Raw genomic sequence first — 15,735 nt, 5'->3', positions numbered from 1 at the left:
CGCAGGGACTTGCGCCGTACGGGTCTCCATTGGATATGCAGATGGCCGAATCGCCGAGCACGCGCTCGACGATGGACTGTTGTCGCGGCCCGCATCGCGGCGCGGACCGGCAGATCAATGCGATTACCGGATGACTTGCGCTGTAGCGCTCACGATTCGAGTCCGATTCCTCGCGCCCATGCAGCGGATATGAGGCTAAGGTAATCGACAGGACGATCGAGCAGGCCCGTCGCGACCGCGCGCACCCCATTTCGCGCTTGCTCGTCGGTCAGGTATTCCACCGGCGATTTGCCGTCGACTCGAGCGAGCAGCAGCGCCGGCAATAGTTCGGCCGTGCGCGCCTCGAGCGATGATCGCAACTCCCAGTCGGCCTCGTCGAAGTACGCCTCGGTCAATGCCTTGAAGCACGCGATGAGGCTTACCGCCTTGTCTGGCCGCGCGATGCATTTGAGCAGAAGATGGTTCAGGCAGAAGGCCAGATCGAACGCCGGATCGCCGAACCACGCGCATTCCGCGTCGAGTAGCACGGGCCCCCTGGGGCCGACGAGAATGTTCTTGGGGCTCACGTCGCCGTGCACGAGCGCGGCCTTGACGCTGGCGGTTCGTCGCGCGAGGTGCTGCAGACGTTCGGCGTGTCGAGGATGACGCTTTGCAGTGGCGAGCAGGTAAGGGTCCAGCCGCAACGCGTGAAAATTGTCGCCCGAATCGAACAGACCGGAAAGGTGGCTGCCGTCGGCGGCGCTTTTCGCATGCAGGCGGCCGAGAAGGCGGCCGACTGCACCGGCCGTTTCCGGGACGACTTCGCCGCTCATCAACTGCTGCTTCCAGACAGGGTGCTCGTCCGGTGCGAGGAATGACATTGCAAACACACCCAGTTCGGCATCGTGTGCGAGAGGCCGGGGAACATTGTCCGGGCAATGTTGCGACGCGAACTGCATCCATTCCCATTCGAACGCGTTGCGCGACACGGGAGCTTGCCAGTCGGCAGTCACCTTCAGTTTCGCCAGCGCGCGTTTCACGCAAAGCGATCGTCCCGGCAGATCGACCCGCCATATATCAGACGAAACGCCTCCTGTCAGTGCGGACCACCGAGCAGTTTCGTTCGGCTGCGCGAGCGCGTGATCGACGAGGAAGCGGTCGAGCCGCGGGTCGGGACTCTCTTGCGGATCGGGCATGAGCGGCGTGGCCATTTCGGGAGGATTGGAATTCATGGTTGGCGGATATTGCACGGATGCCGGGGCGGTTCGCCACGCAACACACGAACCACTTCTTCGGCGGCACGCCGGCGAAGTTCAAGCAGTGATGCATCCGATGAGAATGCGACGTGGGGCGTGAGCATGACGCTTCGCTGCGCGAGCAAGGTGGCCGGAACGGCTGGCTCCGATTCGAGCACGTCGAGCGCCGCCGCTCCAAGGTGGCCACACTGCAGTGCGTCGACGACGGCATCGGTATCGACGATCGGGCCGCGGCTCACGTTGACGAGCAGGCTTCCCGGTCGCATCAGCGCAATACGCTCGCGGTTGATCAGATGCCGCGTGCCGTCGGTAAGTGGCGCATGCACGATCACGATATCGCTTTGCGCGAGCAATCGCTCGAGCGTGGCGGGCTCTACGCCTTGCGCGCCGTCCTGCAAATGTGGGTCGCAAACGAGCAGCTTGCAGCCGAACACGCCGAGCTTGCGCGCCGTCGCACGCCCGATGCGACCAAAGCCGATGAGGCCGCAAGTGAGCGACGCGAGGCGGCGCAGCCTGGCATCGGCCGGGATCCAGCACCCGGCTCGTACTTCGCGATCGAACTGCACGAGGCCGCGCGTCCAGGCGAGCGCGAAGCCGACCGCGTGATCGGAGACTTCCTCCACGCAGTAATCGGGCACGTTGGTCACGACGACGCCCTGTGCCGTCGCCACGCCAACTGCAATGTTGTCCAGCCCAACGCCTAGCCTCGCGACGATCTTCAGCGCCGGTGCGGCCTTGATCGCTGCCGCGGACACGGGCGCCCAGCAAGTGAGGATGCCGTGCGGACGATGCTCGCGCACGAGCGCTTCGATTTCGGCCGTGGGCAATGGCGTTGCCGGGCCGCTGATCAGCCGCATGCCAGCTGATTCCACGATTTCCCGCTCGACGTCGTCGTCGGGCCAGGCATAGTCGGTGAGAAAGACCGTGTCGTTCATGTGTGCGTCGACCTCGAATGCGATGGTGTGACCGGCGTCGGCCGGATGTGGCCGTTCCGCCCCGTGTTGCGCGTTCGGCGAGCTCGGGTGAGGCGGCGGGCCGGTTGGTTAGCCTCAACGTCAATTGTGCAACGTTGCACGAACGTTAGCATAACGATTTCGCGATCTCAAGTAGGGTGGATTCCCGGGGTTGAGATGCATATAGCACTTGCCTGTAAGGAAAATCCCAGAAACTCGGATTGCCGAAAACCCCAATTGGGTTCATCAGATTCTGTTTCTAGACTGCCATCAGTGCTAACGATAGCACTTTGGTGCGTGGTGCGGTTGGGCAGCGATGCGATCGAGAACTCCGGTCGGAATGCATCGGCATGTCAGAACATCCAGCCACGCCACGACAACGTGAAGACGTCAAGAGAGATTGGAGACACTGGGATGAACAAGTATCTCGCCCTTGCGATCGGTGGCTGCCTAAGCACGGCCGCTCACGCGCAGAGTTCGGTCACGCTGTACGGGCTGATCGACAACGGCGTTTCGTATGTGAACAACCAGCGCGGGCACAGCAACGTGTTCGCGTCGTCGGGCAATATCGTCGGCAATCGATGGGGCGTGCTCGGCACCGAGGATCTTGGCGGCGGGCTCCAGGCCGTATTTCGGCTGGAGAACGGCTTCACGGGGACGAACGGCACGTTTCAGCAGGGTGGGCGCATGTTCGGCCGGCAGGCCTACGTCGGGCTTTCGAGCCCGCCATACGGGACCGTGACGCTCGGACGGCAATACGATTCCGTTGTCGACTATCTCGCGCCGCGCAGTCTTGCGCAAAGTTTCGTCGGCGGCCTCGAGTTCGTTCATCCGATGGATAACGACAACTTCGGCGATTTCTTTCGGCTCGACAATGCGGTCAAGTACAGCAGCATCGATTACAAAGGGCTGAAGTTCGGCGCCCTCTACGCGTTCTCCAACACGGCGGGTGGATTTACCGACAACCGGGCATTCAGTGTCGGCGCCACCTACAGCATCGACCCGCTGACGATCAGTGCCGCGTTCATGCAGATCGACCATCCTGGCGACGGCGCGGCCGGTGCGCTCGACGGTTCGTCTAGCTCGGGCGACGCCACGTTTCATGCCGTGCGTCAGCGAGTATGGGGAGTAGGCGCGAGCTACGTATGGGGCGCGGCCACGCTCGGCCTGGTGTGGAGTGAATCACGTCTCGCCGGCGCCACCGCCGTGAACCGAGGAAGCTCGTTTGCGCCTGCTTCGACCGGCTCGCCGACTGACCTGCGCTTCGACAACTTCGAGGCAAACGTTCGATACCTGATCACGCCGGCGTGGCTCGTCGCGGCGTCGTATACGTTCACGCTCGGTTCGTACTCGAACGCGTCGGTCCGCGCCAGACCGAGGTGGAATCAGGTCAACATCATGACATCGTATTCGCTTTCCAAGCGTACGGATCTTTACTTGATGGCGGAGTACCAGACCGTCAGTGGCGTTGCCGGTACGGTCTTCAACGGTGCCTTCATCGGCGGCAGCGGAGGCCCGTCGACGACGAACCATCAATTCCTCACCAGCGCGGGATTGCGCGTCAAGTTCTGACGGACAGAGCGCCTGCGCTTGCGCCGCCACGCCGTTCCGGCGCGCGGCGCCGTTCAACCCTGAACGGGGCCCGCCGCTTGAGCGTATTGCCTCGCCTGCGTTTCGATCCAGTCGCGAAAGATCGAAAGCGCGCCATTGTCCGCCTTCTGCGCCGGACAGATGAGAAAGTACGACCGGCCACTCGGCAACTCGTGTTTCGACGCCTGAATCAGCGTGCCGCGGCGTAGCTCGTCCTCCACGAGAAGACGTGGAATCAACGCGATACCCATGCCATGGACGGCCGCCTCGGCGAGCATCGAGAATAATTCGAATCGCGGGCCCGCCATGTCGCCTTCGACGTGCATATCGCGTGACGCGAACCAGTCGCGCCATGCGTAGGGACGCGTACTTTGCTGCAGGAGCGGATAGCGCTTCCAGTCGCCCCGCGTGACGGTCGCGCGCGGCGCGATCAGTGCGGGGCTGCATACGGCAATCAGGCTCTCGTGCATCAGGAAAATTCCTTCCGTACCAGGCCATGCCGCGGGGCCGGCATGAATTGCCGCGTCGAATTGGGTCTCGTCGAACAGAAACGGCCGCGTGCGCGCCGTGAGATTCACGGTAACGTCCGGCTGTGCGCCGGCGAACAGCGGCAGGCGGGGCAGCAACCACTTCGTCGCGAACGTGGGGACCACGGCCAGTTCGAGCGTGGCCGCCTGCCCGCCTTTCGCCATGAGATCCAGCGTGTCGCGTTCGACCTCGTCGAGCCTCAATGCGACTTTCCGGCTGTAGTGCATGCCTGCTTCCGTCAATGCGACGCCACGTCGATCGCGACGGAAGAGTTTCACGCCGAGAAAATCCTCGAGTGCACCGATCTGGCGGCATACGGCGCCCTGCGTGACCGCCAGTTCGTCGGCGGCCTTGGTGAAGCTCTGATGTCGCGCCGCCGCCTCGAACGCGGAGAGTGCGACGGTCGACGGAATCTTTCTGCGCATGATCGGACTCGTTTGTCTTTGGCGATTGATGAGTGAGATTTTTGCACAAGTGGATGAGAACAAATCGTTTGTTATGCGGAAAACATGGGGATAAATTGCACCCATGCCTCCTGTTATCGCGAGAAACCAATGAGCTCAAATCACAATTCACCGGTATTTCAGTGGGACGATCCGTTGCTGCTCGATCGGCAACTGAGCGACGAAGAGCGCATGGTGCGCGAATCGGCCCGCGCATACAGCCAGGATAGGCTGGCACCGCGTGTACTCGACGCGTTTCGGCGCGAGCATACCGACGCGGCGATTTTCCGCGAGATGGGTGAACTCGGGCTGCTTGGCGTCACGATTCCCGAAGCATACGGCGGCGCGGGGCTCAATGCGGTGTCCTACGGACTCGTGGCGCGCGAAGTCGAGCGCGTCGATTCCGGCTATCGGTCGATGATGAGTGTGCAGTCGTCGCTGGTGATGGTGCCGATCCACGCGTTCGGCACGGAAGCGACCCGGCAACAATACCTGCCGAAGCTGGCGAGCGGCGAATGGATCGGCTGCTTTGGCCTCACGGAGCCCGACCATGGCTCGGATCCCGGTAGCATGGTGACGCGCGCGAAAAAGGTCGACGGCGGGTATCGCCTGACAGGCAGCAAGATGTGGATCACGAACAGTCCGATCGCCGACGTATTCGTCGTCTGGGCGAAAGACGACGAAGGCGCCATTCGCGGATTCGTGCTCGAGAAGGGCTGGAAAGGACTGTCGGCGCCGGCCATTCACGGCAAGGTCGGTCTGCGCGCGTCGATCACGGGCGAGATCGTGATGGACGACGTGTTTTGCCCCGACGAGAACGCCTTCCCGGACGTCCGCGGCCTGAAGGGGCCTTTCACCTGCCTGAACAGCGCGCGCTACGGCATCGCGTGGGGGGCGCTGGGCGCCGCGGAAGATTGCTGGCATCGCGCGCGTCAGTACGTGCTCGATCGTCGGCAGTTCGGCAAACCGCTGGCGGCCAATCAGTTGATCCAGAAGAAGCTGGCCGACATGCAGACCGAGATTGTGCTCGGCCTGCAAGGGTGTCTGCGCCTCGGTCGCATGAAGGACGAGGGGTCGGCCGCAGTCGAAATTACGTCGATCATGAAGCGCAATTCGTGCGGCAAGGCGCTCGACATCGCGAGAACGGCACGCGACATGCTCGGCGGTAACGGCATCAGCGACGAATTCGGCATCGCACGGCATCTCGTGAACCTCGAAGTCGTCAACACCTACGAAGGCACGCACGACATTCATGCGCTGATCCTCGGTCGTGCGATGACCGGCATTGCGGCGTTCTGATCGGATATGGCAGAGACGATTCGACAAGGCGCGCTCGACGGTGTGCGCGTTCTGGACCTCTCGCGTGTGCTGGCAGGTCCGTGGGCCGGCCAGTTGCTGGCGGATCTCGGCGCCGATGTCGTCAAGGTCGAGCGGCCGGGCATGGGCGACGACACGCGCGCATGGGGGCCGCCCTGGCTCGGTTCGGAAGATGGAGAGTCCGCCTACTATCTGAGCGCGAATCGCAACAAGCGCTCGGTCACGATCGACCTGACGAATCCCGAAGGGCAGCGTCTGGTGAAGGCGCTTGCGAGCAAGGCGGATATCGTGCTCGAGAACTTCAAGGTCGGCGGACTGAAGCAGTACGGTCTCGACTACGACAGTCTCGCGTCGGTGAACAGCAGGCTCATCTATTGCTCGATTACCGGCTTTGGCCAAACGGGGCCTTACGCCCAGCGTGCCGGCTACGACTTCCTGATCCAGGGCATGGGCGGGCTGATGAGCCTGACCGGCCGTGCCGACGGCACCGAAGGCGAAGGTCCGCTGAAGGTGGGTGTCGCATTGACCGATGTGATGACGGGACTCTATGCGAGCGTGGCTGTCCTTGCGGCATTCGCGCATCGCGAGCGCACGGGGCGGGGACAATACATCGATCTCGCGCTGCTCGACGTGCAGATCGCGTGTCTCGCCAACCAGGCCGCGAACTATCTAATCGGCGGCGTCCCGCCGCGACGCATGGGGAACGCGCACCCCAACATCGTCCCGTATCAGGATTTTCCGACGGCGGATGGCTACATGATCATCGCCGTGGGCAACGATGGGCAATTCCGCAGCCTGTGCGCCGCGCTCGCGCAGCCGGCCTGGGCCGATGATCCGCGGTTTTCGACCAACCCCGCGCGAGTCGAGCACCGGAACGAACTGATTGCGTCGATTCGAGCGCTCACGGTCGGCCGGTCCACGGCCGAATGGGTCGCCGTGATGGAAGCGCGCGGGGTACCGTGCGGGCCGATCAACCGCCTCGATGAAGTGTTCGCCGATCCGCACGTGAAGGCACGCGGCGTGCGTATAGAAATGTCGCATCCGATCGCGGAAGATGTGCCGCTCGTGGCCAATCCGATCCGGATGTCCGAAACGCCCGTTCAATACCGCCAGCCGCCGCCGACCCTCGGCGAGCACACGGGCAAGGTGCTACAGGATTGGCTCGACCTGAACGAGTCGCAGGTCGCGGATCTGCGTTCAGCGCGTGTCGTATGAGCAACGCGCATCGATAGACGGAAAAGGAAGCGAAGATGAAGGTATTGGTCCCGGTCAAGCGCGTCGTCGACCACAACGTGACGGTGCGCGTGAAGTCCGACGGCTCCGGCGTCGAAACCGACAACGTCAAGATGTCGATGAATCCGTTCGACGAGATCGCCGTGGAGGAAGCCGTGCGCCTCAAGGAGGCAGGCAAGGTCGCTGAAGTCATCGCGGTATCGTGCGGCTCCCGGTTGTGCCAGGAGACGTTGCGCACGGCGATGGCGCTCGGTGCGGATCGCGGCACGCTCGTCGAGACCGACGCCGAGCTGCAGCCGCTTGCGGTTGCGAAGCTTCTGAAGGCGCTGGTCGACCGCGAGCAGCCGCGGCTCGTCCTCCTCGGCAAGCAGGCGATCGACGGCGATTGCAATCAGACGGGCCAGATGCTTGCGGCGATGCTCGGATGGCCCCAGGCGACGTTCGCATCGAAGCTCCTGGTGAGCGGGGACACGGTCGAGGTCACGCGTGAGGTCGACGGCGGATCGCAGGTGCTGGCGCTCGACCTGCCGGCGGTCGTCACGGTGGACCTCCGTCTGAACGAGCCGCGTTACGTCACGTTGCCCAACATCATGAAGGCCAAGAAGAAACCGCTCGATACCGTCGGCCCGACAGAGCTCGGCGTGGACATTGCACCGCGCGTCCGCACGCTGAAGGTCGCGCCGCCGCCCGAGCGTCGTCCAGGCATTCGGGTGTCCGACGCGAAAGCACTTGTCGCGCATCTGCGGGACGAAGCAAGGATCATCTGACGCGGTCGCGTATCCGATTTACCGGTTGGCGATCCATATTCACTCCGCTACGAGACTCACTATGCCAGCGCTCGTCATTGCAGAACACGACAACGAAAGCATCAAAAGCAGCACACTCAACACGATCACGGCCGCCGTCGAATGTGCCGCCGAAGTCCACGTCCTCGTCGCGGGGCATGACTGCGCGGGCGCGGCGGATTGCGCCGCACGCATTGACGGTGTTTCGCACGTATACGTGGCAAACGCGCAGCACCTCGCCGAAGGTCTCGCTGAAAATATCGCCGAGCAGGCGCTCGCGCTGGCCGACGGCTATTCGCACATCCTTCTGCCGGCGACCGCGTATGGCAGGAACATCGCGCCGCGCGTGGCCGCGAAGCTCGATGTCGGGCAGGTCTCGGACATCGTGCGCGTCGTTTCGCACGATACGTTCGAGCGCCCGGTCTATGCTGGCAATGTGCTGGCCACCGTACAGTCCGTCGATCACGTGAAGGTGATCACCGTGCGCACGACTGCCTTCGACGCCGCCGGCGGCGCCGGCTCGGCGACGATCGAGTGCGTTGCGCCGGTCGACGATTTCGGTCTCACTCGCTTCGTGTCGCGGGAAGTTGTCCGATCGGATCGTCCGGAGCTGACAGGCGCACGGATCGTCGTCGCCGGCGGGCGCGGGCTGGGCTCGGCCGACAATTTCCGCATTCTCGAGCCCCTGGCGGACAAGCTCGACGCTGCACTCGGCGCGTCGCGTGCCGCTGTCGACGCGGGGTTCGCGCCCAACGATTGGCAGGTCGGTCAGACCGGCAAGATCGTCGCCCCGCAACTGTACGTCGCCGTCGGCATTTCCGGCGCCATTCAGCACCTGGCCGGCATGAAGGATTCGAAAGTGATCCTGGCAATCAACAAGGATGCCGAGGCGCCCATATTCTCGATCGCCGATTACGGGCTCGTCGGCGACCTGTTCGATCTCGTGCCGCAGCTTGCGGCGGAGTTGGGGTAACGCGATGGACCTCGTCAACGACAAGTCGGCTCATGCACGCGACATCATCGAATACGACGTCGTGATTGTCGGCGGCGGGCCGGCCGGACTGTCTGCCGCCATTCGTCTGCGCCAGCTCGCGCTCGCGCAACGACGCGAGTTGTCGGTGTGCGTGCTCGAGAAAGGTTCCGAGCTGGGCGCGCACATCGTCTCGGGCGCAGTGATGGACCCGATTGCGCTGACTGAACTCCTGCCGGACTGGAAGGATCAGGGTGCGCCGCTCGACACGCCCGTCAGCGAGGATCGCTTTTTGTTCCTGCGACGCAACGGCCGCGCAACGGAGATCCCGGACTGGCTGTTGCCGGCGTGCTTCCGCAATCACGGCAACTACATTGTCAGTCTCGCCAACGTCGTACGCTGGCTGGGCACGCAAGCCGAAGCGCTCGGGGTCGACGTGTTTGCCGGATTCGCGGCCGCGCAGGTCCTCTATGACGATGAGGGGCGCGTGCGGGGCGTCGCTACGGGCGACATGGGCGTAGCACGCGACGGACGACCAACCGCGAACTATCAGCCGGGGATGGCGCTGCATGCGAAATACACGTTGTTCTGCGAAGGCGCGCGCGGACATCTCGGCAGACAGTTGAGCGAGCGCTTCGGACTCCAGGCAGACAGGGATCCGCAGACCTACGGCATCGGCCTGAAGGAGCTATGGCAAGTCGACCCGGCGAAGCATCGGCCGGGGCTCGTCATTCATACGGCCGGCTGGCCGCTCGACGCCGGCACCTATGGAGGCTCGTTTCTCTATCACATGGGCAACGGCCACGTGTCGGTCGGATTCGTGGTCGGGCTCGACTACCGGAACCCATGGCTGTCTCCCTACGAGGAATTCCAGCGCCACAAGACGCATCCCGCGATCCGGCTCCATCTCGAAGGTGGCAAGCGAATTGCGTACGGCGCCCGTGCCATCGCCGCGGGAGGCCTGCAGTCGTTGCCAAAGCTCGTATTCCCGGGGGGCGCATTGGCAGGTTGCGACGCCGGCTTCCTGAACGCGAGCCGGATCAAAGGCAGCCACGCGGCGATCAAGAGCGGGATGCTGGCCGCCGAGGCCGCATTCGACGCGATATGCGCGTGCAGGCAGCGCGATGAACTCGAGCAATATCCGCGCGCATTCGAACGATCATGGCTGCATGCCGAGCTTCATCGCGCGCGCAATTTCAAGCAGTGGTTCAAGAAGGGAAGGGGCATCGGCACGTTGATGACCGGTATCGAGCAGAAGCTGCTCAGTGGCAATGTGCCGTGGACATTACGCAACAGACGGCCCGATCATGAGGCATTGAGGCCTGCGCTCCGGTGCCGTCCGATCGACTATCCGAAGCCGGACGGCGTGATGACGTTCGACAGGCTGTCGTCCGTATTCGTATCAAACACGAATCATGCGGAAGCGCAGCCTTGCCACCTCGTGCTGAAAGACGCGTCGGCGCCGGTCGACGTCAATCTTGCGCGTTTCGCGGGGCCCGAGCAGCGGTATTGCCCGGCTGGGGTGTACGAATTCGTGCGCGGTGACGACGACATTGATCGACTGCGGATCAATGCGCAGAACTGCGTCCATTGCAAGACGTGCGATATCAAGGACCCGACGCAAAACATCGTCTGGTCGGTGCCCGAGGGCGGCGGTGGTCCAAATTATCCGAACATGTGAAACGACTATGCAGATACGAACGATCGGGATCATCGGGGCCGGACAGATGGGCAGTGGTATCGCACAAGTGTGTGCAGCGGCTGGGTTCACCGTGTTGCTCAACGACGTGGACGAGCAGGCCGCGCACCGAGGTATTGCGGCGGTATCGGCTAATTGCGAAAAAGGCGTGGCCAAGGGAAGCTGGAGCAGGGCGGAGGCGGACGCCGCCATCGCACGAATCGGCGCGGCCGCGACATTGTCCGATCTGGGTGCGTGCGATTTCCTGATCGAGGCGGCTACCGAAAACGTCGACCTCAAGCGGGCGATTTTGCTGAGCGTCGACACCATCGCCAGACCGGACGCCATCATCGCGACCAACACGTCATCGGTTTCGATTACACGGCTTGCTGCGGCGCTGTCCGACCCAGGTAGGTTCGTCGGGATGCATTTCTTCAACCCGGTGCCGGTGATGACGCTCGTCGAAGTGATACGCGGATTCGCAACGAGCGACGCGACATTCGCGGCAACGGTCGCACTTGCCGAGCGTCTCGACAAGACGCCAATCGGCACCCGCAACGCGCCCGGTTTCGTAGTGAACCGTATCCTTGTGCCGATGATCAACGAAGCCGTATTCGTGTTGCAGGAAGGTACGGCAAGCGCGGATCAGATCGATGCAGGGATGAAACTCGGCGCCAACCACCCGATCGGCCCACTCGCATTGGCTGACCTCATTGGGCTCGACACGCTCCTTGCCATTATGGAAGTCTTCCAGCGGGACCTCGGTGATGCGAAATACCGGCCGGCACCGCTGCTTCGCGAGATGGTTGAGGCCGGCCACCTCGGCCGCAAGACGCGGCGCGGATTCTATCGCTATTGAAGGGCCCGGCCGGTGCTGTGTTTACGTTGGCGCACGCTCATACGGCCGCGTTGCGAAGCGTCGTGCCCGCTCGCTCCTGCGTGGCGGCCCCGACTGCGCGCGTGCTGCCGCGGACGATCATGGTTGCCGGCGAAATCGACGTATAAGGTGCTGTCTTGGAGACGCCCTGCTTGATCTGATGCACGAACCAGAGGCCGCATGCCGTTGCGAGGTCATAGACCGGAAGGCCGACCGTTGTCAGCCCGGGGCCCCACCAGCGAAAACCGATTTCATCGCCGAATCCGACGATCGAAATGTCGTCGGGAGCACGCACGCCTTGCGCAGTCAATTCTTCGAGGATGCCTTGCGTGATCTGAACCGAGCCCGCGACGATGCCGGTGGGCGGCTTGGCCTGTGTCAGCAGCGCGCGCGCGGCTTCGCGGCCGAAATCCACTGAACTGGGCACGCCAAGGTGCACGAACGACGGGCCGACTTTTGCGTCGCGCGGCAGCGCGTCGTGAAAACCCTGAAGGCGCGCCGCACCAGTGGGCAGCTCGTCGGTGCCGCCGATATACGCGATGCGCCGATGACCGAGCTGGACCAGATGGCGCGTCGCCTCGGAGATCGCCTGGGTGTCGTCGATGCCGAACCACTGGTTGCCGATCGCCGCATTCCGGCGAATCAACTGCACGTGCGGCACCGTGTCAAGCAGTCGGATCGCTTCGCGATGCGGTTTCGCCGTGGGCACGATGATGATGCCGGCGACGTTCGCGCTGATCAGTTCGCGAATGTGGTGCAGCTCGACCATGCGCTCGTCGTCGGTTTCGGAGAGCATGAGCTGGAAACCCGCTCCCTGGAGGCATTTCGACAGCGCGTGTGCAACCGTGGAATAGAACCCGTTGCGAATGTCCGGAAGCACGAAGCCAACGAGATTGCTCGACACACCGCGCATCATGCGTGCGGCCAGGTTTGCGACGTAACCCATTTCATCGGCGACTGCCGTGACCTTCTTCTTCGTCGCGTCGCTGATTCGTGGATCGTCGGCCAGCGCTCGTCCGACCGTCGATGGCGACACTTGAAGGCGAGCGGCGATGTCTTTGATCGTAACCATGAGAGCCCCGAGTGGATGCAGTTTTGTATAACGATAGCACACCGGATGACCCGCGCAGGCGGCACCAGGCGTGACTAATCGTCCATCAGTGTGGCCTGGTTGATTGCGCTAAATGCTAACGTAGGCATTCCCCTGATAGCAAGGAACTCTTTGACGGGTCACTATTGCGACTCTAATATTGCTAACGTTAGCACTGATCGTCGCAACGCACCGGATCCAGGTGAAAGTGGTGCCCAACGAATCTGCTCGATCGGGTTCGCGCATCATCGTCATCGCTTGCCGGAGGGAAGGGGGCAACATGTCGGCTCGAGAAAGATCGCTGAGGGAAGTCGTCCACAAGTGGTTTGGGCGCGCTGAATTCGGATCGCTGCACGTGAGCCGCGTGGCGAATGACCGCCTGCATCGACATCACTGTGTGCGAGTCGATTTGCCACGCCCTGGTTCCCCCATCACAGTGTTCTTCTTTCGACATCAAGACGGGGGTTGGGCTGTGTTCCCTCCGACGATTGCGTCATACACAGACGCCCGACGGCATCACGCCAACAGGGATTTCTCATTTTTTTGACGTTGAATGCTAACGATAGCAATTTGGCGCCGAGGTATGGCGCCCGATGCGATCCGGATCTTTACCAACCGAGACATGGCTCGAGCGTCCCTCACCGGCTCGCCTGGCCGAACTACATGAATATCCATGGAGGGACATCCCGTGACAGCTGTTCGACACGACACGCGGTACGAGTACAGCACATTGCTTCTGCTGGGTGCAGGGTTCGGTCTCGTCGGATTCGACCGATGGCTGATGGCGCCGCTCTTTCCGCATATGATGCGCGACCTCAACCTCAGCTACTCCGAGCTGGGAAGCCTGATTGGCGTGATAGGCGTGACCTGGGGGCTCTGGTCAGTTCTCATGGGGCCGCTCGCTGACCGAGTGGGCCGAAAGAAGATACTCGTTGCCACCATGGTGACGTTCTCCGCGCTCTCGTGTCTTTCCGGTTTCGCGACGGGGTTCATCAGCCTGCTGCTGCTGCGCGGCGCGATGGGTATTGCAGAGGGCACCTTTACTCCCGCCAGCATCGCTGCGAATAGCGAAGCATCTCATCCGTCGCGTCGCGGGTTGAATCTGGGTCTGCAAATCAGCATGGTCCCCCTGATGGGGCTTGGCTTCGCGCCCATCGTGGCAACGCAGCTTCTGCAGTGGGTCCCGAACTGGCATTGGGTGTTCGCGCTTTCGGCGATTCCTGGGTTCATTGTGGCCTTCAGCATCTGGCGCTGCATCCACGATCGGGCACCTACCATTGCTGAAGTGAGCGGGCACAAAAAGCCTCAACGCTGGCTGGACTTGTTCTCCAGTCGAAACGTTGCCGTGGCGACCGTCGCGATTCTCTGTGCCATGGGGGGCATCTTTGTCATTGGGGCGATGGTACCGACCTATCTTGTAGAGGTCATTCAGCTAGACGGCCGAAGCATGGGGTTCGTGGCGTCCGCAGTAGGCTTTGGTGGCTTCATTGGCTGCTTCACCCTGCCGGGCCTTTCGGACTACATCGGGCGTCGCCCCACTGCATTGGTCGGCTTCGTCTGTGCCGCCATTCTCCTATGTCTCTTCTCCCGCGTTGGAGCAAACCCGGTGCTGCTGTTCGTGCTGCTCTTCGGCGTGGCGCTGTTCGCGATGGGGCTTCTCAGCCTGTTCAGCGGTCCTGTTGCGACTGAGGCCGCGCCGTTGGGGCTCATTGCCTCGACGATCGGGTTCGTATCGGGCGTGGGTGAGACGTTTGGTGGTGGCGTTGCCCCTGTCATTGCCGGTTTCGTGGCTCAGAACTACGGTATCGCCAAGACACTGGATTTCGCACTCTACAGCTTGTTGCTCGGCGTCATTGTCAGCTGCTTCTTGGCGGAAACAGCACCGCGGCGCCGGAAGAGTGGTGCCGTGCTCGACGAACGGTCGGACCGGCTCGGCGCGCCCGCGGTTGGAGCAGGTGGGCCAATCAAGGCAGGCAACGACTGATTCCATGGTGGTTGATGCCGGTGTCCGATGTGCTTTGAACTTTGACGGAAGGTACGTTCATGGAATGCGCAGTTGCTAACGTTTCGTTCGCTGGCTCATTGTCGTTCCCGGCGCTGGTTATGGGAGAGCGGGCGTTTGCCTTGGCACACTGGGCGCCGCGTGGATTGCGCGGTGTTCAATCGATGCGGGCGCTGATGGAGGCGTGGGAGGCGAATGCGGAGCTGCTGCGCGTGATCACGGAGGAGCTCGCTACTCAGGAGCTGATGGCGTCGGCAGGTGTACCGCTCTCGACGTTGACGCTTCACGCGCCCGTCGCACCATCACAGGTGTACTGCACGATTGCGAATTACCGTGCGCAGCTGCTCGAAGCCGCGACAGATTCCGCGAAACACCTCGACGTGCAGGATGTAGAGGAGCGTCGAAAAGCGATGCTTGCCTCAATTGAGGCGCGGCGCCGCACTGGCGAACCGTACATATGTATGAAGGGTATCGCTTGTGTCACCGGCCCAAGGGAGTCGCTGCGCATCCCCGAAGGACTCTCGTCGCTCGACTGGGAAGTGGAGGTGGGCGTTGTCATCGGTCGCCGCCTGATGGATGTCAGCGCCGCCGAGGCGCTCAAGGGTATTGCTGGCTACTGCGTCGTGAACGATATCACGATGCGGGAGCGGGTGTTCCGTGCAGATATGCCGAACATGGGGACCGACTGGCTTCAGTCAAAGGCACGTCCTGGTTGGTTGCCGACCGGCCCCGTACTGGTGCCTTCCTGGAACATCGACGACCCGTCCCGTTTCAGACTGCGCCTCTGGCTGAATGGTGAGCAAATGCAGGAGGGAAGCGCCAGTGACATGATTTTCAGTATCGGCGAACAGCTCGCCTACCTGTCGTCCCTCGTTGGCCTTGAGCCGGGCGACCTCGTCTGCACCGGGACACCAGCCGGCATCGGCATTCACTACTCGCGCTATCTGCGGCCGGGAGACATTCTCGAGGCCACTGTAGATGGACTGGGTACACAAATAACAACCTGCGTACTTTGATGAAAAATAGCGGGCCTT

General features: G+C 62.5%; 13 protein-coding genes. 9 read left to right on the top strand and 4 right to left on the bottom strand.

Annotated features, from left to right (window positions below):
* Window positions 1-149: 149 nt before the first annotated feature.
* Both DIE15_RS02810 and DIE15_RS02805 read right to left on the bottom strand, forming a co-directional pair.
* Window positions 150-1,211, bottom strand: a complete 1,062-nt coding sequence (locus DIE15_RS02810; protein ID WP_260428165.1) for a phosphotransferase family protein — start codon at window positions 1,209-1,211, stop codon at window positions 150-152.
* Window positions 1,208-2,170 (bottom strand): C-terminal binding protein, encoded by a 963-nt coding sequence (locus DIE15_RS02805; RefSeq protein WP_124832307.1) that lies wholly within the window; start codon window positions 2,168-2,170, stop codon window positions 1,208-1,210. Before DIE15_RS02805 ends, DIE15_RS02810 begins: the two co-directional genes overlap by 4 nt.
* 432 nt (window positions 2,171-2,602) lie before the next feature.
* Here DIE15_RS02805 and DIE15_RS02800 point away from each other — a divergent pair, with 432 nt between their 5' ends.
* Window positions 2,603-3,760 carry a porin gene (locus tag DIE15_RS02800; protein ID WP_124832364.1) on the top strand — a complete coding sequence of 386 codons (1,158 nt, stop codon included), beginning with the start codon at window positions 2,603-2,605 and terminating at the stop codon, window positions 3,758-3,760.
* A gap of 53 nt (window positions 3,761-3,813) precedes the next feature.
* Here DIE15_RS02800 and DIE15_RS02795 read toward each other — a convergent pair whose 3' ends face one another.
* Window positions 3,814-4,731, bottom strand: coding sequence for a LysR family transcriptional regulator (locus DIE15_RS02795; protein WP_057929636.1), 918 nt, complete (start codon window positions 4,729-4,731; stop codon window positions 3,814-3,816).
* Window positions 4,732-4,860: 129 nt separating this feature from the next.
* Between DIE15_RS02795 and DIE15_RS02790 the strand changes: the two genes are divergently transcribed.
* From DIE15_RS02790 to DIE15_RS02765, 6 genes are all read left to right on the top strand, one after another.
* Window positions 4,861-6,048, top strand: coding sequence for an acyl-CoA dehydrogenase (locus tag DIE15_RS02790; protein ID WP_124832306.1), 1,188 nt, complete (start codon window positions 4,861-4,863; stop codon window positions 6,046-6,048).
* A 6-nt stretch (window positions 6,049-6,054) separates the two neighbouring features.
* Window positions 6,055-7,281 carry a CaiB/BaiF CoA-transferase family protein gene (locus DIE15_RS02785; RefSeq protein WP_124832305.1) on the top strand — a complete coding sequence of 409 codons (1,227 nt, stop codon included), beginning with the start codon at window positions 6,055-6,057 and terminating at the stop codon, window positions 7,279-7,281.
* A 35-nt stretch (window positions 7,282-7,316) separates the two neighbouring features.
* Window positions 7,317-8,066, top strand: a complete 750-nt coding sequence (locus tag DIE15_RS02780) for an electron transfer flavoprotein subunit beta/FixA family protein (RefSeq protein WP_124832304.1) — start codon at window positions 7,317-7,319, stop codon at window positions 8,064-8,066.
* A 61-nt stretch (window positions 8,067-8,127) separates the two neighbouring features.
* On the top strand, window positions 8,128-9,057 hold the full coding sequence (locus tag DIE15_RS02775) for an electron transfer flavoprotein subunit alpha/FixB family protein (protein WP_124832363.1): 930 nt from the start codon (window positions 8,128-8,130) through the stop codon (window positions 9,055-9,057).
* Window positions 9,058-9,061: 4 nt separating this feature from the next.
* On the top strand, window positions 9,062-10,735 hold the full coding sequence (locus DIE15_RS02770; protein WP_124832303.1) for an electron transfer flavoprotein-ubiquinone oxidoreductase: 1,674 nt from the start codon (window positions 9,062-9,064) through the stop codon (window positions 10,733-10,735).
* A gap of 7 nt (window positions 10,736-10,742) precedes the next feature.
* The gene (locus tag DIE15_RS02765) at window positions 10,743-11,591 is read left to right on the top strand and encodes a 3-hydroxybutyryl-CoA dehydrogenase (RefSeq protein WP_124832302.1); all 849 of its coding nucleotides are present in this window, start codon (window positions 10,743-10,745) and stop codon (window positions 11,589-11,591) included.
* 37 nt (window positions 11,592-11,628) lie between these two features.
* Here DIE15_RS02765 and DIE15_RS02760 read toward each other — a convergent pair whose 3' ends face one another.
* Window positions 11,629-12,723, bottom strand: a complete 1,095-nt coding sequence (locus DIE15_RS02760) for a LacI family DNA-binding transcriptional regulator (RefSeq protein ID WP_260428164.1) — start codon at window positions 12,721-12,723, stop codon at window positions 11,629-11,631.
* Between the two features lie 649 nt (window positions 12,724-13,372).
* Between DIE15_RS02760 and DIE15_RS02755 the strand changes: the two genes are divergently transcribed.
* Both DIE15_RS02755 and DIE15_RS02750 read left to right on the top strand, forming a co-directional pair.
* Window positions 13,373-14,683: an MFS transporter gene (locus DIE15_RS02755; RefSeq protein ID WP_409364285.1), complete on the top strand. Its 1,311-nt coding sequence runs from the start codon at window positions 13,373-13,375 to the stop codon at window positions 14,681-14,683.
* 59 nt (window positions 14,684-14,742) lie between these two features.
* Complete coding sequence (locus tag DIE15_RS02750; protein WP_124832301.1) at window positions 14,743-15,717, top strand: fumarylacetoacetate hydrolase family protein; 975 nt, start codon at window positions 14,743-14,745, stop codon at window positions 15,715-15,717.
* The last annotated feature ends 18 nt before the right edge of the window (window positions 15,718-15,735 follow it).

It is taken from the genome of Burkholderia sp. Bp9031, assembly GCF_003857965.1.
Classification (GTDB): Bacteria; Pseudomonadota; Gammaproteobacteria; order Burkholderiales; family Burkholderiaceae; genus Burkholderia; species Burkholderia ambifaria_A.
Note: the sequence above shows the minus strand (reverse complement) of the source record. Positions and strands in the feature narration are given on the sequence as shown.